Origin of the sequence: Thalassospira sp. CH_XMU1420-2 (assembly GCF_037029325.1) — a bacterium.
GTDB classification, from domain to species: Bacteria; Pseudomonadota; Alphaproteobacteria; order Rhodospirillales; family Thalassospiraceae; genus Thalassospira; species Thalassospira povalilytica.
Window position 1 is genome coordinate 79,756 of the sequence record NZ_JAYMEG010000001.1, and the last position, 23,694, is coordinate 103,449.

Below are 23,694 nucleotides of genomic sequence, written 5' to 3' on the forward strand. Positions count from 1 at the left end.
GCATAAATTCCATCTCGCTGAGGATTCGTTGGGACGCGAGCCTCATTATTGGACGGGCGGGGAAACAAGGGAATCCACCTCAACCTGCTGCACTCCGAGGACAACGACATCGCGAATAACAGGTCTCGATGTCGGGTTTGGTTTTTACCCTTCCTCGTCCGTCACAATTTTCCAGAAAGACAATAATACCGTTCTGATCGCGGAGATTGGAACTACCGGATTGATCCGTACCGTGGTGGTATTGATGATGCCACATGGGTATTGGATCGATCCGGTTTGTCTTTATGCACCAAGCCCAAATGCCCCGCCAAAAACGGCGCGAGACAGGTCGTTAATTGTTCTGGATGGCCTGGGTCAGGGTTTCCTTGACCTGGACAAATTTGGTCCGGCTGTCGATTTTAAGGCCAAACACGTCCTTCACGTAAAATACGTCAACCGCACGTTCGCCAAAGGTGGAAATACGGGCCGATGCGATCTGCAAGGACAGGTCACGCAAGGCACGGGTAATGTCATAAAGCAGACCAAGACGATCACGCGCAGTAATTTCAATCACCGTATGGGTGCGGCTGGCCTTGTTGTCGATGATGACGTTCGGTTCGACCTTGAACACCGCAGTGCGGTGTTTGTTGTCCTTGGTCTGGCGACGTTCGATTTCATGGCTGGGGCGCAGACGCCCGGAAATCACCTGTTCAAGAGTTTCACGCAGCTTTTCGAGTTTGGCCGTATCGTTAAAGGCCTCGCCATTGGTGTCCTGGACAAAAAAGGTGTCCAGCGCCATGCCGTCGGCAAGGGTCAGGATCTTTGCATCGACAACGTTGGCACCGCACAGCGCCATCGAACCGGCAATCTGGGAAAACAGGCCGGGATGGTCGGTGGTGTGAACGGTGATTTCGGTGGCGTCAATTTCGGTATCGATGCGGACATCGACCGTGATTTCCGCACCGGTTTTCTTGGCCTCGCGGGTCAGATGGGCATGATGGACATGAACATCGGTATCGAAACTGAGCCAATAGGACGGATAACCGCGATCGATGAAATCTTCGATATCGTCAGTGGGCCAGTCAACCAGCGCTTCGCGGAGCGCCATCTGGGCATTGGCAACGCGCGAATCGCGGCTGTCGGCATTCAGGCCACCCGACAGCAAATCATCGGTGGCAAAGTAAAGTTCACGCAAAAGCGTTGCTTTCCAGCCGTTCCAGACATTGGGCCCGACCGCACGAATATCGGCCACAGTCAGACAGAGCAAAAGACGCAAACGTTCCTGTGACTGCACCAGATCCCCGAACGCCTTGATCGTGGTCGGGTCATTAAGGTCGCGTTTGAATGCGGTCAGGCTCATCCAGAGATGGGCCTTTACCAGCCAGGCAACAGTTTCGGTATCGGCAGGCGACAGGCCCAGACGCGGACAGAGCTTTTCGGCGACTTCGGCACCAAGTTCGGAATGGTCCCCGCCACGTCCCTTGGCAATGTCATGAAGCAGGACGGCGACATAAAGTACCCGGCGCGAAATCACCTTGCCCATGATCCGGGTCGCGACCGGTGCATCTTCGGCCAGTTCGCCACATTCGATCTGATTGAGAATACCGATCGCGCGGATGGTGTGCTCGTCCACGGTATAGGTGTGGTACATGTCATATTGCATCTGGGCAACCACACGCCCGAAATCGGGGATAAACCGGCCAAGAACACCGGCTTCGTTCATTTTGCGAAGCGCGACATCCGGGCTGTTGCGCTGGGTCAGGATTTCAAGAAAGACCTCGTTGGCGACCGGATCATTTTGCAGTTTGTGATCAACAAATTTCAGACTTTGCGTCACCCAGCGCAGGGTTTCGGGGTGAATGCCGACACCGTTCTGATGCGCGACCAGAAACAGGCGCAAGATCTTGATCGGGTCTTTTTTGAAGACATTAAGGTTTTCGACCGTCAGGCGATCATTGCGCAACTCGAACCCGTCGATTTCCTTGGTGCCGAAAAGCTTGCCGGGGAACCGGATCAGCGGGCGGCGCTGATGGCGTTCTTCAAGGGCGGCACAGAAGATCCGCGTCAGGTTCCCGACATGTTTGACCATCAGGTAGTAATGTTTCATGAAGCGTTCGACACCCGATGCCCCGGCATGATCGGTATAGCCAAGGCGCGATGCGATTTCGCGCTGCATGTCAAAGGTCAGGCGGTCTTCTTCGCGGTCTGACAGGTAATGCAACCAGCACCGCACCGCCCACAGGAAGTTCTGGGCCTTAAGGAAGCCTTGCGCTTCCTTGCGGGTCAGAACCTTAAGGTCGACCAGTTCCATCGGGGAGTTGACGCGATACAGATATTTGCCAATCCAGAACAGGGTATGAAGATCGCGCAGGCCGCCTTTGCCGTCCTTGACGTTGGGTTCGACCACATAGCGTGAATCGCCCATGCGAACATGGCGTTCATCGCGTTCGTTCAGTTTCTTTTCGATAAATTCAAGACCGCTGCCCTTGACCAGTTCGTCCATGAACCGGGCGCGAAAGACATTATAGGTATCCTCATCCCCCCAGACGAACCGGCTTTCAAGCAGGTTTGTGCGGATGGTGATGTCCTGTTTGCCCATACGCAGGCAATCATCAACCGAACGGGTGGCATGACCGACCTTAAGGCCAAGATCCCACAACATATAAAGAATGAATTCGACGACCTGTTCGCCGTGGGCGGTTTGCTTGTAGGGGAACAGAAACAGGATATCGACATCCGAATGCGGTGCCATATCGCCGCGACCATATCCGCCAACCGCAACCACCGACATGCGCTGTTCATTGGTCGGGTTATGCAGGGGATAGACGAAGCTGACGGCAAAATCATGGATCAATCGGACGACCTGATCCATCAGGAAGCTGTTGGAAAACACCGTTTCCTGGCCGGAATTGCTGGCTTCGAAACGGGCGCGAATGACAGTGCGACCGTCTTCCATGACCGATTTCAGCTTGTTCAGGACAGCGGTGCGCTGTTTGAAACTTTTCAGCTCCGGGTCCTTTGCGATGGCTTCAAGCTCGGCAAAGACTTTTTTCCGGTCAATGATTTCGCGCTGCTTCTTGATCTTGTAGGTCACGTTGGTCGGTTTCCTTGGCGCTGGTCTGCGGTCTGAGTGCCGTATTCGGGGCCGTTATCCAAATACAATAACGACAAAGTTTTGCGTCCGCATCATATGCATGTGCCATGCCGGAACGCAGGTTTTGCCCAAACGCCGAAAAACCCGCACCATCAGGCCCAAATGAAAACAGGCACCTGCCTCATATAGGGGCAAGGTGCCTGTTTTTCATGCGTTTATATTCGATCAGCTGTTGATTGATCGCAGACGATACAACGCATCCAGTGCTTCGCGCGGTGTCATATTGTCGGGATCAAGTTCTGCCACGGCGTCCAGAACCGCTTTCTGATCATCAGACAGGGCAGGGGTGCTTGCGCGTTCTTCCTTGGCGGCCTGTTCGATGGCAACGGCAAATAGCGGCAAGTCATCGGCAAGTTTCGAAACAGCCCCGCCTTGTTCGCCTTTTTCAAGGGTCTTGAGAACCTGCTCGGCGCGCTTGATGACCGGTTTGGGCAGGCCAGCCAGCTGGGCGACATGAATACCGTATGACCGATCCGCACTGCCGGCCCCGACTTCGTGAAGGAACACGACCTCGCCCTGCCATTCCTTGATCAGCATGGTGTGGCAGGACAAATGGTCAAGCTTGGCGGCAAGGGCGGTCAGTTCATGATAGTGGGTGGCAAACAGGCCGCGGCATTTGTTGATTTCATGCAGGTTTTCAACAACCGCCCAGGCAATGGAAAGCCCGTCAAAGGTTGCCGTACCACGCCCGATTTCATCAAGAATCACCAGCGACCGGTCGGTTGCCTGATTAAGGATCGATGCGGTTTCAACCATTTCGACCATGAAGGTGGACCGACCGCGAGCAAGGTCATCGGCCGCACCGACACGCGAAAACAGCCGGTCAATCACCCCGATATGGGCCTTGGCGGCCGGAACAAAGGCACCGATCTGGGCCAATACCGCAATCAGCGCATTCTGGCGCAGGAAGGTCGATTTACCGGCCATGTTCGGACCGGTAATCAGCCACAGGCTTTGCGCATCTTCAAGGCGGCAGTCATTGGCAACAAACGGGGCATCGCCATTTTCGCGCAGGGCCGCTTCAACCACCGGATGGCGGCCGCCACGAATGTCAAAGGCAAGGCTGTTGTCAATGGTCGGGCGGACACAGCCCTGATCACGGGCAAGTTCGGAAAGGGCGGCTGATACATCAAGTCCTGCCAGGGCTTGTGCGCATCTTGCAATCTCGTCGGCCTTGGCAAGAACGGCTGCTACCAGTTCATCGAACAGTTCAAGTTCAAGGGCAAGCGCCTGATCACCGGCCTTGGAAACCTTGCTCTCAAGTTCGGACAATTCCACGGTCGTAAAGCGCACGGCATTTGCCATGGTCTGACGGTGGATGAATTCGTCTTCTTCCATCATCTTGTCGGCCGATTTGGCCGATACTTCGATGAAATAGCCCAGAACGTTGTTGTGCTTGACCTTGAGATTGCTGATCCCGGTCTGTTCGGTATAGCGGGCCTGAAGATTGGCGATCAGCTTTTTACTTTCGCTTGAAAGCATGCGCAATTCATCAAGCGGCGGGTGATATCCCCCGGCAATAAAGCCGCCGTCACGGGCTAGCAGCGGCAGATTTTCCGAAAGCGACCGGCGCAAAAGGTCAATCAGATCGCCATGATGCCCCATTGCCGTCAAGTGATCGCCAAGGGCCTCTGGCTGTGTGGTCAGACCATCATTGCCGCCATCGGGTTTGGCCAACAAATTGCCGATCGCAAAGGCACAGGACAAACCGTCACGCATTGCCGCCAGATCACGCGGGCCACCACGCCCGACCGACAGACGCGAAAGCGCGCGTTCAATATCGGGACATTCGCCAAGGGCTGCGCGCAGATCGGATCGCAACGCATCGCGATCATGGAAATATTCGACCAGATCAAGGCGTTTGTTGACTTCATCGGCATTGGTCAGCGGGGCCGACAGGCGTGCGGCCAGCAATCGTGCCCCGGCACCGGTTTTGGTGCGATCAATAACCGAAAGAAGCGATCCCTTGCGCTCGCCCGACTGGGTCTGGATCAGTTCCAGTGACCGGCGGGTGGCGGCATCAATTTCCATTGCTGCCCCCTCGGCCACACGGGTCGGGGGCGACAGGCGGGGCATCTGGCCTTTCTGGGTCAGATCGACATAATCAATCAGTGCGCCAGCTGCGGAAAGTTCGGCAACCTCAAACCCGCCAAAGGCATCAAGGGCTTCGACCTGATAAAGCTTTTTCAGGCGCAGCTGCGCGTTTTCGGGATCAAAACGCGCGGTCGGCTGCGGGGTGATGATGTTTTTGTATTCGGCATATATGTCAAACACGTCCGCACGGTTCAGCATCTTTTCCGAAAACAGGATTTCACCCGGATCAAGTCGGGCCAGGGCCGCGGGCAGACCGGCCATATCACAAGGCTGAACAAAAAAGTCGCCGGTCGACATATCAAGCCAGGCCAGGCCAACCTTGCCGCGAACTTCCGATACGGCTGCCAGATAGTTATGGCGCCGCGCATCCAGAAGGCTGTCTTCGGTCAGAGTGCCTGGCGTGATCAGGCGGACAACGCCGCGTTTGACCACGGATTTGGCACCGCGTTTCTTGGCCTCGGCCGGGTCTTCCATCTGTTCGCAGACCGCGACCCGGAACCCCTTGCGAATAAGACGCTGAAGATATGTTTCGTGACTGTGGACGGGAACACCGGCCATGGGAATTTCGTTACCCTGATGCTTGCCGCGTTTTGTCAGGGCGATATCAAGGGCTTCGGCTGCTTTGACGGCATCGTCAAAGAACAGCTCGTAGAAATCGCCCATCCGGTAAAACAGCAAGCAGTCCTGATACTGTTCCTTGATTTCAAGGAACTGCATCATCATGGGTGTTGCGCCCTCTTTGGAAAAGGAAGGCGCGGTCGGTGTGGTGTCGGATGTATCAGCGATCTTGTTCATGACGACTGTGATAGCAAACCCTGAAGGCATTGACGAGAGGTGGCAAAGTGCGAAGTCATAGTTTTTGACCTATGCCATTGCAACGCCTGAATTTCCGTAAAATATATAACCATATGGCCGGTCAGGACCTGCGATGGTCATCGCAGAATCTTGTACCGGAAAACATCCCCCAAGGAGAGCGCAAAATGGCAGCAGAACAGACCACCTCGCAGGCCCCCGAACTGGTCGGGTTGTTCGACACAAAAGACAGTTTCGATGCCGCTGTGCGTGAATTGCGGGAAAGCGGCTTTTCGCGGACGGACCTTTCGGTGCTGAGTTCACACGAATCAATCGATGTTGCCGGATCTGACGGCCGGTCCTGGTCCGATGTGCTGACAGCATTGGTGGGTGAAGTGAAATATGAAGTGCCGTTGGTGGCATCGGGTGCCATAGCCCTGTTTGGCGGGGCGGCAACGGCACCGGCTGCGATTGCGATTGGTGCCGGGGTTGGTGCTGTGGCCCTGCGTGAATTTATCGACGAAGTCACATCCACCCCCCATACCGAGGATTTCGCCCGTGCGGTCGATGCCGGCTCGGTTATTTTGTGGGTGCGCATTGATCCGGCAAATGCCGGCGCAGAAGCCAAGGCAAAGGCGATCCTTGAAAAGAACGGCGCGACCAACATTCACCTGCATGTTGGCAAATAGGGCCGACCGCCGGACCGTGTCGTAAATCAACCCGTCCGGCAAAAGCTAGATGTGCAAATGCATCTGGTTGCTTGCAGCAATGACCTGGCGGTGGCCGAATTGGGTCGGCGACCGCCATCTGCCTGATCGGGCAGGTTTGATCGGACCGGCATCGGGCTTGGTGATCTGTCAAAAGTGCGGCTGTTGTCGGGGACTTTCGGTTTTTTCGGATCGTGGAAAAGGTGCTTTTGATGCGAAATCCGATGGTTTTTTGCGCGCTGCAAACTGATTGCTGTTGGCCGGTCCGGCAGACGGATCGGCATTTACGTTACTGAAAAATCAAGTCTATTCCTGTTTTCAATCCCCATCATCGCAAAAAATGGCCCATCACCGGATGGAAAAACCGGTTCTGGAACGGTGCAACCGCCGGTGCATTGTTGCGTCGCAACATACGGAAAACGCTACGTAATTTTGCGGTTGCCGTTAACGTCGCCTTTGACCCGGGGCAAGAAGCCTGATTTATTGGGCGGTCCGACATGACGGTCCCACACCGATTTTATGTCGAACAGGATAAACTACACACTTTGCTTTCCAACCCACCACGCAAGCGTCAGTGAAAACATAATGTCAGATAAAGAAATCAAGGTTCGTGACCGCGAAGCGCTGCTGTTTCATTCCAGCGGCCGCCCGGGCAAAATCGAAATCACCGCATCCAAACCGCTGACCACACAGCGCGATCTGTCCCTGGCGTATTCGCCGGGCGTTGCGGTGCCCTGTCTTGAAATCGCCAAGAATCCTGCCACCGCGTATGATTACACCTCCAAGGGCAACATCGTTGCGGTGATTTCCAACGGTACTGCCGTTCTAGGGCTTGGCAATCTTGGTGCGCTGGCGTCCAAGCCGGTGATGGAAGGCAAGGCAGTTCTGTTCAAACGCTTTGCCGATGTTGACGGGTTCGATCTTGAAGTATCGACCGAAGACGTCGACGAGTTTGTCAATTGCGTGCGCTTCCTTGGCGCGTCGTTTGGCGGCATCAACCTGGAAGACATCAAGGCACCTGAATGCTTCATCATTGAACAGCGCCTGCGCGAAGTGATGGATATTCCGGTCTTCCATGATGACCAGCACGGCACAGCCATCATCGCGGCATCGGGTCTGATCAATGCCTGTGATCTCACCGGTCGCAAACTCGAAGACATCAAACTTGTGATCAATGGTGCGGGTGCCGCGGCAATTGCCTGCTCCGAACTGGTCAAAAGCATGGGTGTGTCGCCTGACAATGTCATCATGTGTGACTCGCGCGGGGTCATCTACAAGGGCCGCGAAGATGGCATGAACCAGTGGAAATCGGCGCATGCTGCCGATACCGACGCCAGAACCCTAGAAGAAGCCATGGATGGTGCCGATGCGTTCTTTGGCCTGTCGGTCAAAGGTGCGGTGACTGCCAAGATGGTCAAATCGATGGCCAAACAGCCGATCATCTTTGCGATGGCCAACCCGGATCCGGAAATCAGCCCGGAAGAAGTGGCTGAAATCCGCAGTGATGCAATCTGTGCGACCGGTCGTTCGGACTATCCGAACCAGATCAACAACGTGCTTGGCTTCCCCTATATTTTCCGTGGTGCACTTGATGTCCAGGCATCAACCATCAACGAGGACATGAAGATCGCGGCCGCCCATGCGGTGGCATCGCTTGCCCGTGAAGATGTTCCGGACGAAGTGGCGGCCGCCTATTCCGGCCGTCGTTTGCAATATGGTCCGGAATACATCATCCCGGCCCCGTTTGATCCGCGTCTGATCATGGCTGTGCCCAAGGCGGTTGCACAGGCCGCCATGGACAGCGGTGTTGCCCGCCGTCCGATCATTGACATGGAAGAATACGAAAATCAGCTGCGCGGTCGTCTGGACCCGACGGCAGCACATTTGCAGCTGATTTCCGATTATGTGCGCGCACATCCCAAACGCATCGCCTTTGCCGAGGGCGAAGAAGAAACCGTCATTCGCGCGGCTGTTGCCTATCGCAACTCGGGCTATGGCACGCCGATCCTGATCGGGCGCGAAGACCGCATTCATGAAAGTGCCAAAAAGCTTGGTATCGATAGCCTTGAAGGTGTTGAAATCAACAATGCCGCACTTTCAAAGCACAATGCCGAATATGCGGAATTCCTGTATGCGCGCCTGCAGCGCAAAGGATATCTGTGGCGTGATTGCCAGCGCATGGTCAATCAGAAGCGTAACGTCTTTGCCTCTGTCATGGTGGCCAAGGGACATGCAGATGGCCTGATCACCGGCCTTACCCGTAACTTCAATCGCAGCTTCACCGATGTTGCCGGTGTGATTGATGCCAAACCGGGTGAAATTCCGATGGGTCTTTCGATTGCCATCGCCAAGGGCCGTACGGTGTTCATTGCCGATACCCGTGTGCATAACCTGCCCAATGCCGAGGAACTGGCTGAAATCGCCATTCAGGCGGCCGAAAAAGCCCGTCAGCTTGGTCATGAGCCGCGCGTTGCAATGGTGTCGCATTCGACCTTCGGGAACCCCTATAGCGACGATACCGATCGTATCCGCGAAGCAGTTGGCATTCTTGAACGCAGTGATGTCGATTTTGAATTCGATGGTGATATCGCGGTTGATGTCGCACTCGATACGGAACTGCTGAAGCTTTATCCGTTCTGCCGTCTGTCCGGTCCGGCCAACGTTCTGGTGATGCCGGCCCTTCATGCGGCAACCACCGCATCCAAGCTGCTTGACAAGCTTGGCGGTGGCACGGTGGTTGGTCCGGTGATGATCGGTCTGGAAAAACCGGCCCAGATCGCACAGATGGGCTCGACCGTGAACGATCTGGTCAACCTGGCGGCACTTGCCGCGCACGAGGCAGAGCACGGCTAATCGCCGTTTCCGACTGAATATCAAAAAAAATGGCGGAGCTGATTATTCAGTTTCCGCCATTTCTAATTTGGCCATGATGTGGTCGCCGGGCATTGCAGGTGACCAGCAATGTGAGGTTATTCGACCGGCTGACCAAAGAGTGCAATCACCGCACCCAATGTTGCCAGCATCCCGTAAAACCCGACCCGTTGCCACCCGGTATTCTGCCGGGCCGCGATCACCGCGCCAAGGGCGGCCTGCAATCCGTAATAGATGGCAAAGCCGCGCGATGCGTAATTTACAATGGCATAGATATTCGCCGACCAGGTCAGGGCAACGCCGATTACCGCCAACAGAAGATAGGCCTGCCGTTCGGTGATCCGATCGCGTGACAGCTGGGCAAACAGCCCGCCTGATCCGCTGGTATCGGCAACCGCGGCGCTGAATTGTGATGCCAGTGCTGCTGCGACCAGCAAAAAGGGCAAAATCGGCGCGACAATCTGCATCATATTGATGATGCCGGTTTCTGATGACGACATCTGGTCGGGACGAAACACATAGGAAATCAGAAGAATATAAACCAGATAGATCGCCGCAGATAACCACTGGGCAAGACGCATGGATTTGATGCGGGTTTGCGCGTCATATTCCGATCCGAGATAGCGCGATGTCTCAAACCCCTGCACGGTAATCAAAAGACCGAATGCCAAAGTAAGTGCAGACCAGCCGCCAAGTTTCGGCGGATTGAAGATCAAGGCGTCATCAATCGCCCGATGACCGAAATGCGCCATCAACCCGATCAGCAGTCCGGCAATGATCGCCAGTTTCAGACTGACGGAAACATATTCCATTTTCTCAAGGCTTTTGAACCCGCGCGACCATCCGACAAACACAATGATGATGAAGACCCCGGTGGTCAGAAGTTTGGCATCAAGATCGGAATTGAATGGCGTCAGGCTAAGGGCGAAAGCACCCAGAAGATTGAGGTAATAGGACACCGAAATGATATAGGCAAAGGCCAGCGCCCAGGATGACAGCGTTTCGATGCGGATTGCCAGCGCCCCGTAATCACCGTTCTGAATGGCCTGTTCGCCGGCAGCCATATTGAAGCGGATCACACCGCCAAACAGGAAGGCGACAAAACACAGTGCAATCATGATCAGCGGTGCATAGCCGCCATATCCGATATTGAGAATCGGACCCAGCAGCAAAAAACCACTGCCAATGATCGATGCAAGCGGTGTAACAACGGCCCGCCACAACGGAAAATGCGCAACAGAACGTTTTGAAAGAACAAAGGCAACACATGCGGTTGCCAGGGCAATGATCAGATCGAAAGTCACGGTGTCATTCCAGGGCGGTTATTCGTAGCGCATTGATTTATAAGCGATGAAACATCCGTTTATGTCCAGAATATAGTCGTCGGTGCCTTCAGGCCATGCGGCACCCTGTTGGCGAGCGGCACTATCAGGTTTGTGACCAGACATTCCGGCGTAATGGATGCATGGCTGATGTGTTAGGCTTGATGTCATGAAATGTCATGGGATGATCACGACCCGATTTTCGCCACATGGTTTGGGCATATGGCTGATATGTCTGCGAAATTGTACAAAAATAGGAACTTCTCGATGGGCCAGTTGACCCGATTTCTCGCTGTTTTCATGTTTTTCCCGATGCTTGCGGCCTGTGAAGATGAACAAATCAGCGGCCCGACTGCCGATGAAATCACCACCGCAGTCATCGAGCGTTTCCGTGCCGATCCCTATGCCAAGGTCGGGCATGTCGAAAATGTCACCAAGACCAACAGCATCCCCAAAGGCGATGACGAGATCATTGTCATGGTGCGCTATGATCTGGTGTTTGATCGCTCAATCGCCGATTTCGCAGATGACGTAACCGAAAAGGGCAAGGCTGCTGGCACTATGGATGATGTCGGCAATACGGTCAGTGATGCGATTGATCTGGTGAAAACCAAGATGCTTGCCATGAAGGAAGGCGAGTTCAAGGCTGGTGACCGTCGCACGGTTGAAAATGAAATCCGCCTGCTGAAATCTGAAAAAGGCTGGATCTATCGCGGCGACCGATAACGGCTTTGACCGTTTGTGCGCTACTGCTGCGACATCATGAAAAAAGGGACCCGATCGGGTCCCTTTTGCATATTTGTGCCAGGCAAAGATGCCTGGTCTTCATGCCTAGTCTTCGAGGGATGCCAGAACTTTGGGCGGCGGCGGAATTTCACCGGCTGCGAATGTCAGGCCATCAAGCTCGTTCAGACCGTTGGCCCGCATGATCGTATGCAGGCTGTCGACATATTCCTCACCGCGTTCGGAATATTTGGTCAGGGTTTCGGCAAGATCCCAGCCATTGATCAGATGACCTTCGGCCCGCAGGACCGAACGGCGTTCACGCAGGGTCTGATAGGCCGGATGGGAATTGATGTTACGCGCATAGGCGCGCACGCTGTCCATCAGGCTGCCAAATGATTTGATGACGTGGGTTTTGCCTTCTTCGCGGTCTTTTGGAACGATGCCTTCGTCATCGCCCCAGGCCCACTGCCCGAACAGGGCATTGCCCGTCCGGACAAAGCGCGACGTGCCCCATCCGCTTTCCTCGGCCGACTGGGCCAGGATCAGTGACGGCGGGATGATGTCGATGCGTTCGAGCAGGGCGGTAATACCGCCATCGGTAACGCGGTAACGCTTCATCAGCTGATCAACCCATTGCTGATCGGCTGCACTGACCGGGGTGCCGGAAATACCTTTGGCCTGAATGGCCATCAGACGTTCGCGACGTGCACCGATTTCTTCATTCACCCGCATGGCCAGCGGCAACATGATGCGCAGGAACAGTTCCTTGCGCTCTTCGACCGATGCCAGCTCGCCAAGTCCCTTTGGAACGCGCTTGATATAAACGCGCGGAACTTCGGTCATGCTGCCAAAGCTGTAACCGATGCTTTTGAAATACTGGTTCAATGCAACGACTTCGGGGCCACGCCGATAGACCGGCTTTTTCTTTGTCGCAGCGATCTCTTTCGGGGTCATTGCAGGGATGTCGGTGCCAAACCCGGCGGGGGTTGGTGACACATCAACTCCGGCAAATATACCAATATACAATAAACCGATTGCTCCGGTGACCGAAGCAAGCGCAATTTTCCGGTAATTTCCTGTCTTTGCGCTAGTCATTCTTGTCTCTCCAGGATCAGTATCATTGTTGATTCACTGTCCATCCCAAGTGGAAGATATCTATGCCTGTCAGCGCCGCGGATCGCAACGGACAATATTTCCACAAGTTGAAAACGCCGCGTAAACCTTCTCGTTTGCGCAAAATAATAACGCCCGGCGCAGGCAAAAGTTTGCGCCGGGCTAAAGATTTTCTTAACGACTCGGGAAATCAGTCGGCCATGACCGGTTCGACGGCCTGAACTTCCGGCACGTAATAACGCAGCATGTTCTCGATCCCCATTTTCAGGGTCGCGGTGCTGCTCGGGCAACCCGAACATGCGCCATGCATCTCAAGATAGACGACACCGTCTTCAAACTTGTGAAAAACGATATCGCCGCCATCCTGGGCCACGGCCGGGCGAACACGGGTATCAAGCAGTTCCTTGATCTGGCTGACCAGTTCGTCATCGCCTTCTGCGGCGGTGCTGGCGCCAGTTGCGGCACCGGAATTCTGGTCCAGAACCGGCTGTCCGGACGTGTAATGTTCCATGATGCCGCCAAGAATCTGCGGCTTTAGGGTCTGCCAGTCCTTGGAATCGTCCTTGGTGATGGTGATGAAATCACCGCCAAGAAAGACACCTGCGATGCCATCAACTTCAAACAGCTTGCGCGCCAGCGGCGATTTGACGGTTTCGTCACCCTTGACGAAGTTCGCAGTGCCCAGACGGCCCATGACTTCCTCGCCCGGCAGGAATTTAAGTGTGGCCGGATTTGGGGTTGGTTCGGTCTGAATGAACATGGTCGGCTTGTCCTCTCACTCTGATTGCCGGGGCTTATGCTGCCCGCTCGGCAATCCGCATTTCATTTGGTTAGGCCCTAAATGGGGCAAAAAACAGAAAAGATCAAGTCGCAGCGCGCAAGTCAGGTATTCCGCCCAAGCGTATATATGACGGAAATCACGATTAACGTTGCAGGATACTGCTGATCTCGCGCATCTGGGTGCGGGCGCGCAGAAGATAGAAGCCCAATCCGGCCAGATGGTTGGGGAAAATGATCCCGTCTGCCGATCCGTTGACCACCACCAGCGGGTCCAGTGCGGCTGCCGATTGCAGGGACCCGATCATTTCGGCCCATGCCGGGGCAATTTGCCGTTCATTGATGATCTGCTCAAAATCGGTGCCAAGATCACGCAGGATCAGGCTATAGGCATAAAGACGCCCCTTGGTGGCATAGAACACATCGTCTGCGGTGCGATCAAACAGGGATGGATCATCGACCTTGTCATCAATCAGGGCGGATGCCGATCCAAGATCATTGGCAAAGCGGTTAAGCGTTTCCTGAAGGTTGTCGGCCCGGCGTTCAAACACTGCATTCCCTGTGGTCAGGCGCGTGTTGTAATTTTCAAGAGCACGAATGGCCTGACGATATTGCTGTTCGGACGTCACACCGGGCAGCAACGAAACGCTTGGATCAAACACCCATTTGTCGCCGCGGAACTTCAAAAGGCCGGCCGCATCGTCAAGATCAGGGTCGACCTGACTTGATCCGCGGGTTCGGCCGATCTGATCAGACAGCTCGATTGAAAAACGCGACAGGGCATAGATGATGCCGGTCTGGAAGTTCGGCATATTGTCAAGTGCTGCCCCGGGCAGGAAGAACGGATCATTTGCCGTCCAGCGGTTCTGATTGACCTCGCGATCAATCAGCCCTGCTGCGGTGCTTACGGCGTGACTGCCACCCTGATAATTGCCTACAAAGTCCGGATTGTCGTCAATACGGTGAACCAGCGCCATGCCCGCCGGATAATAGATCAGTGCAATCAGAACGATTATGCCAAAACTACGAATCCAGAATTTCCGCGATCCGAAAACGGCTTTCAGACGCGATCCGAAACCTGAAATTCCGCCTTTTTTGTACAGATAATCGTCTTCAATCATGACTTGTCCTGTGAATTGATCCGGCAATAGAACCTAGGACGTCGGTGCCCAAACGGCAAGTGCATGATTTCACTGCTCGATAGAGATATAGGTATCATATTGCGCCAGACCCAGCAGGGTTTCCAGATCCTGTTCGGCAAGGGCAATGCATCCTTCGGTACCACTATAGTCCGGTTTGGCGATATGCATGAAGATCGCCGAACCTTTTCCCGGAACGGGCGGGCTATCATTATGCCCAAGTACAACAACAATGTTGTAGAGCCCGTCATCACGCCACAGTTTTTCATGACTGCCCTTGAAGGGCAGCCTGACCGGACAGTTATAGGACGGATGTGCCGGATCGTCACACCAGCCATCGGAAAACGAAATGGTCGTTACAGGCAGTCTGGTTTTCGGGCAGGACCTGCGATCGGCGCGATACATGACATATCGCAGTTTCCATCTACCGGCGGGTGTCTTGCCATCACCTTCGGTTTTGCTGTCGGCATCAGTGATGCCATTGACGCCGAATGCGCACCGGAATTCCCGATCGCCGACGCGCAAATTTCCCGTTGCCGAGGCCGTAATCTCAAGCGGTTGGGGAACGGAATGTGCAGTTGCGTCGCTTTGCATTCAGCAGGTGCCTTCTTGGAACTGGTGCAGGGCATGTTCGAGATGCCCGCGCATGGAGTGTGAAAAACAACAAAGGTAAATTTGTGGCATCGCGGCGGTTTCGCCAGCCCATTCACAAATGGTTGATACGGCGATTTTGGCTGCCTGGTCTTCCGGATAGCCAAATATTCCGGTCGAAATGGCCGGAAAGGCGATCGAATGCAGACTGTGCTGCGCGGCAAGAACAAGTGAATTGCGATAACAGGCGGCAAGCAATGCTGCTTCGCCGTTTTGTCCACCGTGCCATACAGGACCGACTGTATGGATGACGTGGCGCGCCATAAGCCCAAATCCCGGTGTTATCTGGGCTTCGCCGGTCGGGCAGGGTGCAAGCGACCGGCATGCGGCGGCCAGTTCCGGCCCGGCCGCAGAATGGATGGCACCACAAACTCCGCCGCCAGGCAGCAAGGCCGTATTGGCAGCGTTGACAATGGCATCGGTGTCCAGCGCGGTGATGTCACCTTCTATGATTTTTATGACGCTGGTGGTTTTTAGATCATCTTCTTTTTTTACGGGCACAGATCCACTCCCAAAATGTGTGCTGGGCCCCCGACAGTTCCATTGTCGCGTTTTTTGCAAAAAAGTCAAAAAAAACAACGCCCTGCCAAGGGCAGAGCGTTGCTTGAAAATTGATTTCGTCCGTTATGCCAGTTACTTGGCCAGACGTGCGACACCTTCTTCGACCAGGCTTGCTGCTTTTTCAGCACCTTCCCAGCCGGTGACCTTTACCCATTTGCCTTTTTCGAGGTCTTTGTAACGCTCGAAGAAGTGCTGGATCTGGTCACGCAGGATCTGCGGCAGATCTTCATGCGACTTGATGTCGGTGTAGTACGGGTCGATCTTGTCATGGGGAACGCAGATCAGTTTTTCGTCCTGACCGGCTTCGTCTTCCATCATCAGAACGCCGATCGGACGTGTCCGGATAACCGAACCGGCAACAACCGGCTCACGGAACATGACCATCGCATCAACCGGATCACCATCTTCGCCAAGGGTGTTGGGGATGAAACCGTAATTGACCGGATAATACATCGAGGTATGCAGGAAACGGTCAACAAAGACAGCGCCGGAGTCTTTGTCTACTTCGTACTTTACCGGTCCGCCCTGCGGAATTTCGATGACGACATTTACGTCCCACGGAACATCTTTGCCGACGGCAATCTTGCTGAGATCCATCTGGGAAAATCCCTTTCGCTTCTATAAAGGCATGCCCCGGCATGCCGGGACGGCTGTAATCGGCTTCGAAGATGCGAAAACGCACCCGAAGGAGAATGATGCCGCCCTTTTATCGCGAATTGTCGCCGCTTCCAAGGGGGTGCACATGCATCCTTGGTCGAAAATCACGCTATCTCTTTTGCGGCTGCGAAAGAAGACGCAGTTTCCGGGTGTTTTGACTGCGCGGCAATACCTGACGGCAAAAACCTGTTCTGATCACGCAAAAGGTCTTCGTTAAAGAGATGCCAGTTGGAAACTGCATTGCTGGTTTGATGGCGCTGCGGAATTTTGCGGTCGTGATACAGGTGCAATACCGGTGAGCAATATTCGACATTTTTGCGGCGCAGACCTGATCGCAGAAGGCGCAGTACAAAGTCTGAATCTTCCCAGCCGTGACCTTCGTATGCCTCGTCAAAGCCGTGAATACGATCGATATCCGCTTTGAACACGGCAAGATTGCATGTCTGGGCCTTGCGCCAGCAGTTTTCATGTTCCCAAAGCCAGGGACCCTTATGCGGCAGACGGATAAACTGGAACGGGCGGTTGCAGAAACCAAAAAGCGAAACGCCAAACAGGGCTGCGCGGGGCCATTTGTGGAAGGCCCATTTGCGCTTCAAAAGCATATTGGTCAGGCGTTCCTTGATGAATACGCGTTTGCCCGACACAAAACATCCGGCTTCTGCCGCTTTGCGGTGGCGGCTGACGAAGTCGGGCATGACACAGCAATCGCCGTCAATGAAGACAACAAGATCGCCTTTGGCCATCGCAATTGCCCCGTTTCGTGCCTTTGCGACCCGAAAGCCGCTATCTTCATGCCAGTAATGTTTCACCGGAACAGGACAGGTGGCTGCGAAATTTTCAATGACACGCGTTGTCGCACCGGCAGACCCGTCATCGGCAATGATGATTTCGAAATTGCGGTCCTTCTGATCGGCAAGCGAATTGAGCACCAGTGACAGTGCCTCCGGCCAGTTATAGGTCGTGACAACGACCGACACCAAAGATGTCATCTTCCCCAAATTACCCCGTCTTTTTCGCAGCATTGCCCGCTATTGTTAACCGAGCCTACCCTTACGAATCCTTAAGGGCAATTGACAATTCGCTTACATGAATTTCTTGCGTGCGAGTGATGCGGTTTTCGGATTGATCAGTTCGCGGATCCAGTTGGCGGCTTCGATCACGACCGGGTCCTTCTGACGCGCCGGGCGGATTAGAAGGCGGTACCACCAATGCGAAATAAAATCCGGGAAATTCAGCGGCACCAGTTCACCACGTTCGACATAGTTGCGGGCAACAACGTCGGTGCTGGCAACGATCCCCTGACCGGCACGTGCCGCCTCAAGCGCCCAGATATGATGGCTGAAGGTCCAGCAATCAGCGAGGGAGAACTTGCCGGCCTTGAACCATTGTTCGATCTGGGAAAACTGTTCACTGTCACTGTCGATCAGCAAGATATCCCGCGGGCCGAGCTCGGCAACATTGATGTTGCGGGCATCAAATCCGCGTTTTGCCAGCCATTCGGGGGCGGCAAAGGCGGTATAGACTTCGGGAGTCAGAAGTTCAGTTACCCAATCTTCCGGACCGGGCAGGTCCTTGGGGGCGATTTGCAGGGCAAGATCAATTTCAAGCGGATCAAGCCCGTCATCAAATTCGATCTTGCGGAACTGGACAGGAATATCACCCGGCAGCCGGTCACGCAGGTTATCAAGTTCATAAAGCAACACGGTCAGGGCCGGTGTTGCAAGCGCACCAATACGGATCGCCTTGCCCTTGTCGGGACCGACTTCGCCGGTGATGTCGGCAATGCCGTCCAGGGCCTCGGTCAGGCGCGGCAACAAAAGTTCGGCCGATTTGGTCGGGCTTAGTCCGCGGCCTTTGCGGGTGAACAGGACAACACCAAGATTTTCCTCAAGCTGGCGCAGCTGATGGCTGATGGCACTTTGTGTGACATGCAGTTCTTCGGCCGCGCCCTTGACGCTCTGATGGCGGGCGGTGGCTTCAAAGGCGACAAGTGCGCGTAAAGGGGGCAGTTTCCGGCGCATTTTGTATTTCCATACCAGCTGTTTCCTTCGTCATACCTGTCTATCAGGAGTGATCGGAAAATGGGGCAAAAAAAACTCAACAATGGCTGAAAACTCTTCATTCGTATTTTTCAAAACAAGCGGGCAATATCATCGGCATAAAGGGTTTCCGGCCGTAGATTTTCCGATGTCTCCTTGCGCCACCTCGTAAGCCAGTCTCCCTGACTGCCGGAAACCCCCAAACAACCTCAGAGCATGGAAACGATCATGACCGGGACGCTGATGCGGCAAGAGCATTCAGCATCAAGTCCAACCCGTTTTGCCCAAAGCAACCAGATGTTCCGCAATAAGGCGGTCGCAAAGGTCACTGTCATCGATGTTGCGGAAAGAACGGGTGCCCGGCCCGAAGGGTTGGGTGCGGACGGTTTTTCGGAGCGTCACATTACGTGAACGATGCCCCGCATCGCCCCCGCGCAACGTTCCTTGCCAGACAACGCGCCAATGACAAACAAAATGGATTGGATTTGATGTTGAGTGCTCTAAGCGGAAATGTCCGCGGCGTTTTATGGATGACGGCTGCAATGGCATCGGGCGTTTTTGTCGATGTCTGTGCCAAGCTGGTATCCCATGACGTTCCGACGGCTCAAATCCTTGCCATGCGGGCAATAACGACGGTTGCGGTGTTCCTGATCATCCTGATGTTTGTCGGTACCCGTTCAATCCGCACCCGTCGTCCGATGGCCCATATTGCGCGTGGTGTTTTGTGGTACGGGTCGCTGTTTTTCGTGTTCTTTGCACTTCGTCAGATGAGCATCGCCGAGGTCAATGCCTATTTGTTTATCGAGGCATTGCTGACCGTGTTGCTGGCGGTTGTGATCCTTGGTGAAAAGCTGACAGCACGCAAAATGATCGCAACCGTTCTGGGTTTGATCGGGGTTTGGGTGATGTGTGCGCCACGCATGGACGGGTTCGGTGTGCCGCTTGGTGTGGCTGCTGCCCTGATCGGTGCCTTCTGTTTTTCGGCGCAAACCCTGTTTGCCAAGGTGATGACGCGCACCGAGACCAATTTTTCCATGCTGTTCTGGCCGCAAATCATTGCAGTCGTGATCTGGGGGCCGATTGCCCTGATCTCCTGGCAGCCGGCGTCATTTGCCGATTGGGCCTATTCGGCGGGGGCAGGGTTCTTTGCCATGATGACCAACTATATGGTTTTGCGTGCCGTACGGGTTGCAGATGCCAGTGTTGTGTCACCAGCAGCCTATACCGCCCTGCCATTTTCAGTCGCGATGGACCTGATTTTCTTTGATATGTTGCCGGTGCCGGTCATATTCATCGGGGCGGGGATTGTTATTCTTGCGGTGATGCTTCTGGACTACAAAGGCGGGGCAAAACCGCAGCAGGCAACAGATACCGAGGAGATCGGGGATGATGAAACATCCCCGAAACCGGCCGAGGCGTGATTGATCCACTTATGCCGATCTAGTCACGGTCATGGCGTGATCGGGAATCGTCGGGTGCCTGTTGGCGTTCAAACATGCCGTAATCCCGGATAACACCGGCAACCCGCAAACGGTAATCTTCAAAAATTCCGGTTCGACCTTGGGTCTGCGCAGAACGGTGTTCCGCCAGATTGCGCCAGGCTTTCACGGCATCCTCGTCACGCCAGAATGACAGTGACAGGATTTTCCCCGGCGTGCTCAGACTTTGAAACCGTTCGATCGAAATGAAGCCATCCATGGTTTCAAGCACCGGTTTGAGATCACCCGCAATGGCAAGATAATCGTCATAGCGCGCCGTGTGAGGTGTGACTTCGAAAATGACCGCGATCATGGTTTGATCAGCTCCGCATGCGGGGTGGACGCCAGTTTGAGAAACTGGCGTTCTTCGCGCAGGATGAATTTTTCGCGTTGGGAAAACGCATAGTTTTCCCGGCCCAGCGGATCGTCCTTTAACCGGGCGCGATAGTCCTCATAAGATGCCAGATCGGGCAAATGATAGATACCATAGGCGGTCGATACCGATCCTTCATGCGGGGCGAAATACCCGACAAGATCGGCCCCGCAACGCGGAATGGCCTGCCCCCAGTTTCGGGCATATTGGACGAAGGCATCCTTTTTATAGGGATCGATTTCATAGCGGATGAAGCAGGTGATCATGGCGGTCTTCCTTATGTAAATGGTGACGAAACCGGTGAAGGTCCCGGTATTTGTCGGAGATAGCGCAAATGATCGCCCTGTTGCTTCGATACGGATCGAACTATGGGCAATTACAAGAAGCGACAGCAAAGAACGTGACGGGGCATGGACAGGTGTGAAAAAGGACGCTATTAAATGTTACGTTATAACATAACATTTAATAGGAGCGTTCGTTGTTCAAACATGTGGTTCAGGCCGCGATTATAAGTGGTGCGGTTCTGATGCCGGTCTTGGGTATCTCTGTTGCCCGGGCCGATGATGAAACCAAACAGGCATGGCGTCTTTTTGTTACCGACCAGCAAGAGGGCGGGGTAACGATCCTTGATCTGGAACAGAAATCGGTGATCGACCGGTTTGCCACCAAGGGCTATGTCACGCATCTTGTCCCAAGCCAAAGCGGCAGAACCCTGGCCGCTGTTCAGATGGATCATGATGTCGTCCACATGATCGATAGCGGTATTGAGTTGTCCTCGCACGGGGATCACAGCGACCTTGAAATCCATGATCCGGCATTGCTGCCCATAACCATTGCGGGCAAACGCCCGGTCCACGCCGTGCCCGATCATGGCGCATTCTATATATTCTTTGATGGTGAGGGTGCGGCAAAGGTCTTTGATGAGGGAGATCTGATTGCCGGAAAATCCGTGCATAAAACAGTTGCAGGCAGTGCGCCCCATCATGGCGTTGTTGTGCCAAAGGGGAACTATCATCTGATCTCCGAGCCAAATCTTGCTGTTGAAACCAAGCCGGGCAGTCTGCCGCCGCGGCTGGGCCTTAAGGTTCTTGATCAGGATGGAAAACAGGTTGGTCCTGTTCATACCTGCACCGGCCTGCATGGCGAAGCATCGTCTGCCGGTGTGACGGCCTTTGGCTGCGAGGAAGGGGTGATCATCGCCTATCAGAATGGTGATGATGCGCCGACAGTTGAAATGCTGCCCTATGGCAAGGACATGCCGGAAGGTCGTGTAGGGCATCTGGCCGGTGGCAAGGCGATGCAGTTCTTTCTTGGCGATTACGGTTCAGACAAGCTGGTCTTTATTGATCGCACCGAACAGAACCCGTTTCATCTGATTAACTTGCCGGTCCGATACGTGCACTTCATCCTTGATCCGGCACGCGTGACCATTGCCTATGTCTTCACCGAGAATGGCTATCTTCATGCGGTGGATTTGCTGGATGGCAAGATTGTCCGGTCTGCCCAAATCACCAAACCCTATAGCAAGGATGGCCACTGGCGTGATCCGCGTCCGCGCATTGCTGTTGCCGGTGACGTGGTTAGCGTGACCGACCCGCGCGAACATCTTGTCCGATTCGTTGATGCCGAGACTTTTGCAAACAAAGGTGAAATCCCGGTCGACGGGCTGCCATTCAATATTGTTGCGTTGGGTGGTTCGGGCCTGTCCCACTGATCAGCGACAAGAACCAATTCCAGTGACTAAGGCAAAGGCGGGCAGGTATCTGTCCGCCTTTCGCTTTGCTGGTTGTTGTTTGGTGATCACATTTCGATTACTATCGAAGGATGAAAGAAGGACCCGATATTGCCCGTGTGGCCGCATTGCTTGGTGATCCGGCGCGCGCAAATATGCTGACCGCGCTTATGGGCGGTCGGGCATTGACGGCCGCCGAACTGGCGCAGGAAGCCGGTGTTACCCCGCAAACCGCAAGTTCCCATCTGGCGAAACTAGAAGCCGGGCAGATTGTTGTGCCGCGCAAACAGGGGCGACATCGTTATTTCACGTTGTCGGGTCCCGATATTGTCGAGGCGCTTGAGGTCCTGATGGGGATTGCGAACCGGGTTGGACATAACCGGGTGCGGACCGGGCCGAAGGACCCGGAATTACGCAAGGCACGCGTTTGCTATGATCATCTGGCGGGGGATATGGGGGTTGCCCTGTTTGACGGTTTGATCAAAGGAAAGCTGATCGAAAATACCGTAAATGGCGTGGTGCTGACCGATGCCGGCGTGGCATTTGCTGACAAATTCGGCATTGATCTTGAAGCCTTGCGTCGCAAACGCCGTCCGCTTTGCCGGGAATGTCTGGACTGGAGCGCGCGGCAATCGCATTTGGCCGGTTCATTCGGTGCGGCAATGCTGGACCGATTTTATGAGCTGGGTTGGGCCAGGCGGGTTGCGGAGTCGCGCATTGTACGGTTTGAACGTGATGGCGAACGCCAGTTCCGTGATCTTGTGAATTTCTAATCGCCGAGCAAGCTTGCGACAAAGGCCGGCACCAGATCGGTTGCCGACCCGTATGCACTGTGTTCAAACAGCGTCGCGCCCGAACTTGGTTCAAGATTGAGCTCGACCGTTTCCGCCCCGGCTTCTTCATGGGCGATTTGAACAAACCCGGCAGCCGGATAGACATTTCCCGATGTCCCGATCGAGATAAAAAGCCCGCATTCGCCCAAGGCGGCGTAAATGCGTTCCATCTCAAGGGGCATTTCACCAAACCACACGACATGCGGACGAAGCCCGCCAGCCTTGCCACAGGACGGGCAGGGGGTTTTCGTGGCAAGATCATCAGCCCAGTGGGCAAGAAGATCACAATGATTGCAGCGGATTTTTAAAAGCTCGCCATGCATATGGATCAGGTTTTTCGATCCGGCCCGGTCATGAAGATCGTCGATATTTTGCGTCACCAGCAGCACAGGCCCCGGCCACTCGGCTTCAAGCCGGGCAAGGGCAATGTGGGCGGCATTGGGTTGAACCGCGGGATCAAGCAGTCCGGATCGGCGGTCATTGTAGAAATAATGCACCAGATCAGGGTTGTTCACGAAGGCCTCGGGTGTGGCAACTTCGGAAATATCGTATTTCGCCCAGATACCGTCAGGATCGCGAAACGTATGCAGGCCGCTTTCCTTGGAAATGCCCGCACCGGTCAGAATGACAATTGGGGCGGCTTCGTCACGCAGGATTTCAATCAGATCGGGGCGGAGCGGCATATAAGTGATCCTT

20 protein-coding genes are annotated in these 23,694 nt (G+C 54.6%); 6 read left to right on the plus strand and 14 right to left on the minus strand.

Annotated elements, in window-relative coordinates:
* Window positions 1-331: 331 nt before the first annotated feature.
* Window positions 332-3,073 carry a [protein-PII] uridylyltransferase gene (locus WA429_RS00450; RefSeq protein ID WP_101246652.1) on the minus strand — a complete coding sequence of 914 codons (2,742 nt, stop codon included), beginning with the start codon at window positions 3,071-3,073 and terminating at the stop codon, window positions 332-334.
* 225 nt (window positions 3,074-3,298) lie between these two features.
* The gene (gene mutS, locus WA429_RS00455) at window positions 3,299-6,022 is read right to left on the minus strand and encodes a DNA mismatch repair protein MutS (protein ID WP_287464553.1); all 2,724 of its coding nucleotides are present in this window, start codon (window positions 6,020-6,022) and stop codon (window positions 3,299-3,301) included.
* Window positions 6,023-6,207: 185 nt separating this feature from the next.
* Between mutS and WA429_RS00460 the strand changes: the two genes are divergently transcribed.
* Complete coding sequence (locus WA429_RS00460; RefSeq protein WP_114112363.1) at window positions 6,208-6,708, plus strand: hypothetical protein; 501 nt, start codon at window positions 6,208-6,210, stop codon at window positions 6,706-6,708.
* Window positions 6,709-7,311: 603 nt separating this feature from the next.
* Entirely contained in the window at window positions 7,312-9,579 is a 2,268-nt protein-coding gene (locus tag WA429_RS00465) for an NADP-dependent malic enzyme (protein WP_101246650.1), read from the plus strand.
* Between the two features lie 116 nt (window positions 9,580-9,695).
* Here WA429_RS00465 and WA429_RS00470 read toward each other — a convergent pair whose 3' ends face one another.
* Window positions 9,696-10,901 carry a hypothetical protein gene (locus WA429_RS00470; RefSeq protein WP_287464552.1) on the minus strand — a complete coding sequence of 402 codons (1,206 nt, stop codon included), beginning with the start codon at window positions 10,899-10,901 and terminating at the stop codon, window positions 9,696-9,698.
* 285 nt (window positions 10,902-11,186) lie between these two features.
* Here WA429_RS00470 and WA429_RS00475 point away from each other — a divergent pair, with 285 nt between their 5' ends.
* Window positions 11,187-11,645, plus strand: a complete 459-nt coding sequence (locus WA429_RS00475; RefSeq protein ID WP_101246648.1) for a hypothetical protein — start codon at window positions 11,187-11,189, stop codon at window positions 11,643-11,645.
* Between the two features lie 105 nt (window positions 11,646-11,750).
* Here the strand turns inward: WA429_RS00475 and WA429_RS00480 are convergent, their stop codons facing one another.
* The 8 genes from WA429_RS00480 to WA429_RS00515 form a co-directional block, all read right to left on the minus strand.
* Window positions 11,751-12,641: a glucosaminidase domain-containing protein gene (locus WA429_RS00480; protein WP_228194854.1), complete on the minus strand. Its 891-nt coding sequence runs from the start codon at window positions 12,639-12,641 to the stop codon at window positions 11,751-11,753.
* 307 nt (window positions 12,642-12,948) lie between these two features.
* The gene (locus tag WA429_RS00485; RefSeq protein ID WP_101246646.1) at window positions 12,949-13,518 is read right to left on the minus strand and encodes a NifU family protein; all 570 of its coding nucleotides are present in this window, start codon (window positions 13,516-13,518) and stop codon (window positions 12,949-12,951) included.
* A 163-nt stretch (window positions 13,519-13,681) separates the two neighbouring features.
* Entirely contained in the window at window positions 13,682-14,656 is a 975-nt protein-coding gene (locus WA429_RS00490; RefSeq protein WP_287464551.1) for a DUF2333 family protein, read from the minus strand.
* A 69-nt stretch (window positions 14,657-14,725) separates the two neighbouring features.
* Window positions 14,726-15,268, minus strand: a complete 543-nt coding sequence (locus tag WA429_RS00495) for a L,D-transpeptidase family protein (RefSeq protein WP_287464550.1) — start codon at window positions 15,266-15,268, stop codon at window positions 14,726-14,728.
* A complete protein-coding gene (locus WA429_RS00500; RefSeq protein ID WP_336107141.1) occupies window positions 15,269-15,904 on the minus strand; it encodes an O-acetyl-ADP-ribose deacetylase in 636 nt (211 codons plus the stop codon). It abuts the gene before it with no gap.
* Between the two features lie 54 nt (window positions 15,905-15,958).
* A complete protein-coding gene (ppa, locus tag WA429_RS00505) occupies window positions 15,959-16,483 on the minus strand; it encodes an inorganic diphosphatase (protein ID WP_287464548.1) in 525 nt (174 codons plus the stop codon).
* A 164-nt stretch (window positions 16,484-16,647) separates the two neighbouring features.
* Complete coding sequence (locus tag WA429_RS00510; RefSeq protein ID WP_206926488.1) at window positions 16,648-17,532, minus strand: glycosyltransferase; 885 nt, start codon at window positions 17,530-17,532, stop codon at window positions 16,648-16,650.
* Between the two features lie 93 nt (window positions 17,533-17,625).
* Window positions 17,626-18,564: a LysR family transcriptional regulator gene (locus WA429_RS00515; protein ID WP_101246641.1), complete on the minus strand. Its 939-nt coding sequence runs from the start codon at window positions 18,562-18,564 to the stop codon at window positions 17,626-17,628.
* Between the two features lie 506 nt (window positions 18,565-19,070).
* On the opposite strand from WA429_RS00515, the gene WA429_RS00520 reads away from it, so the two are divergent.
* The gene (locus tag WA429_RS00520; RefSeq protein ID WP_287464547.1) at window positions 19,071-20,003 is read left to right on the plus strand and encodes a DMT family transporter; all 933 of its coding nucleotides are present in this window, start codon (window positions 19,071-19,073) and stop codon (window positions 20,001-20,003) included.
* Window positions 20,004-20,022: 19 nt separating this feature from the next.
* Here the strand turns inward: WA429_RS00520 and WA429_RS00525 are convergent, their stop codons facing one another.
* Both WA429_RS00525 and WA429_RS00530 read right to left on the minus strand, forming a co-directional pair.
* Window positions 20,023-20,373 (minus strand): antibiotic biosynthesis monooxygenase family protein, encoded by a 351-nt coding sequence (locus tag WA429_RS00525; RefSeq protein WP_287464546.1) that lies wholly within the window; start codon window positions 20,371-20,373, stop codon window positions 20,023-20,025.
* Complete coding sequence (locus WA429_RS00530) at window positions 20,370-20,699, minus strand: NIPSNAP family protein (protein WP_286886505.1); 330 nt, start codon at window positions 20,697-20,699, stop codon at window positions 20,370-20,372. The genes WA429_RS00525 and WA429_RS00530 overlap by 4 nt, the downstream gene beginning before the upstream one ends.
* A 212-nt stretch (window positions 20,700-20,911) precedes the next feature.
* Between WA429_RS00530 and WA429_RS00535 the strand changes: the two genes are divergently transcribed.
* Window positions 20,912-22,147: a hypothetical protein gene (locus WA429_RS00535; RefSeq protein ID WP_287464545.1), complete on the plus strand. Its 1,236-nt coding sequence runs from the start codon at window positions 20,912-20,914 to the stop codon at window positions 22,145-22,147.
* Window positions 22,148-22,257: 110 nt separating this feature from the next.
* The gene (locus WA429_RS00540) at window positions 22,258-22,938 is read left to right on the plus strand and encodes an ArsR/SmtB family transcription factor (protein ID WP_114112090.1); all 681 of its coding nucleotides are present in this window, start codon (window positions 22,258-22,260) and stop codon (window positions 22,936-22,938) included.
* Here the strand turns inward: WA429_RS00540 and WA429_RS00545 are convergent.
* The gene (locus WA429_RS00545; protein WP_287464544.1) at window positions 22,935-23,681 is read right to left on the minus strand and encodes an NAD-dependent deacylase; all 747 of its coding nucleotides are present in this window, start codon (window positions 23,679-23,681) and stop codon (window positions 22,935-22,937) included. The genes WA429_RS00540 and WA429_RS00545 overlap by 4 nt on opposite strands.
* Window positions 23,682-23,694: the final 13 nt, after the last annotated feature.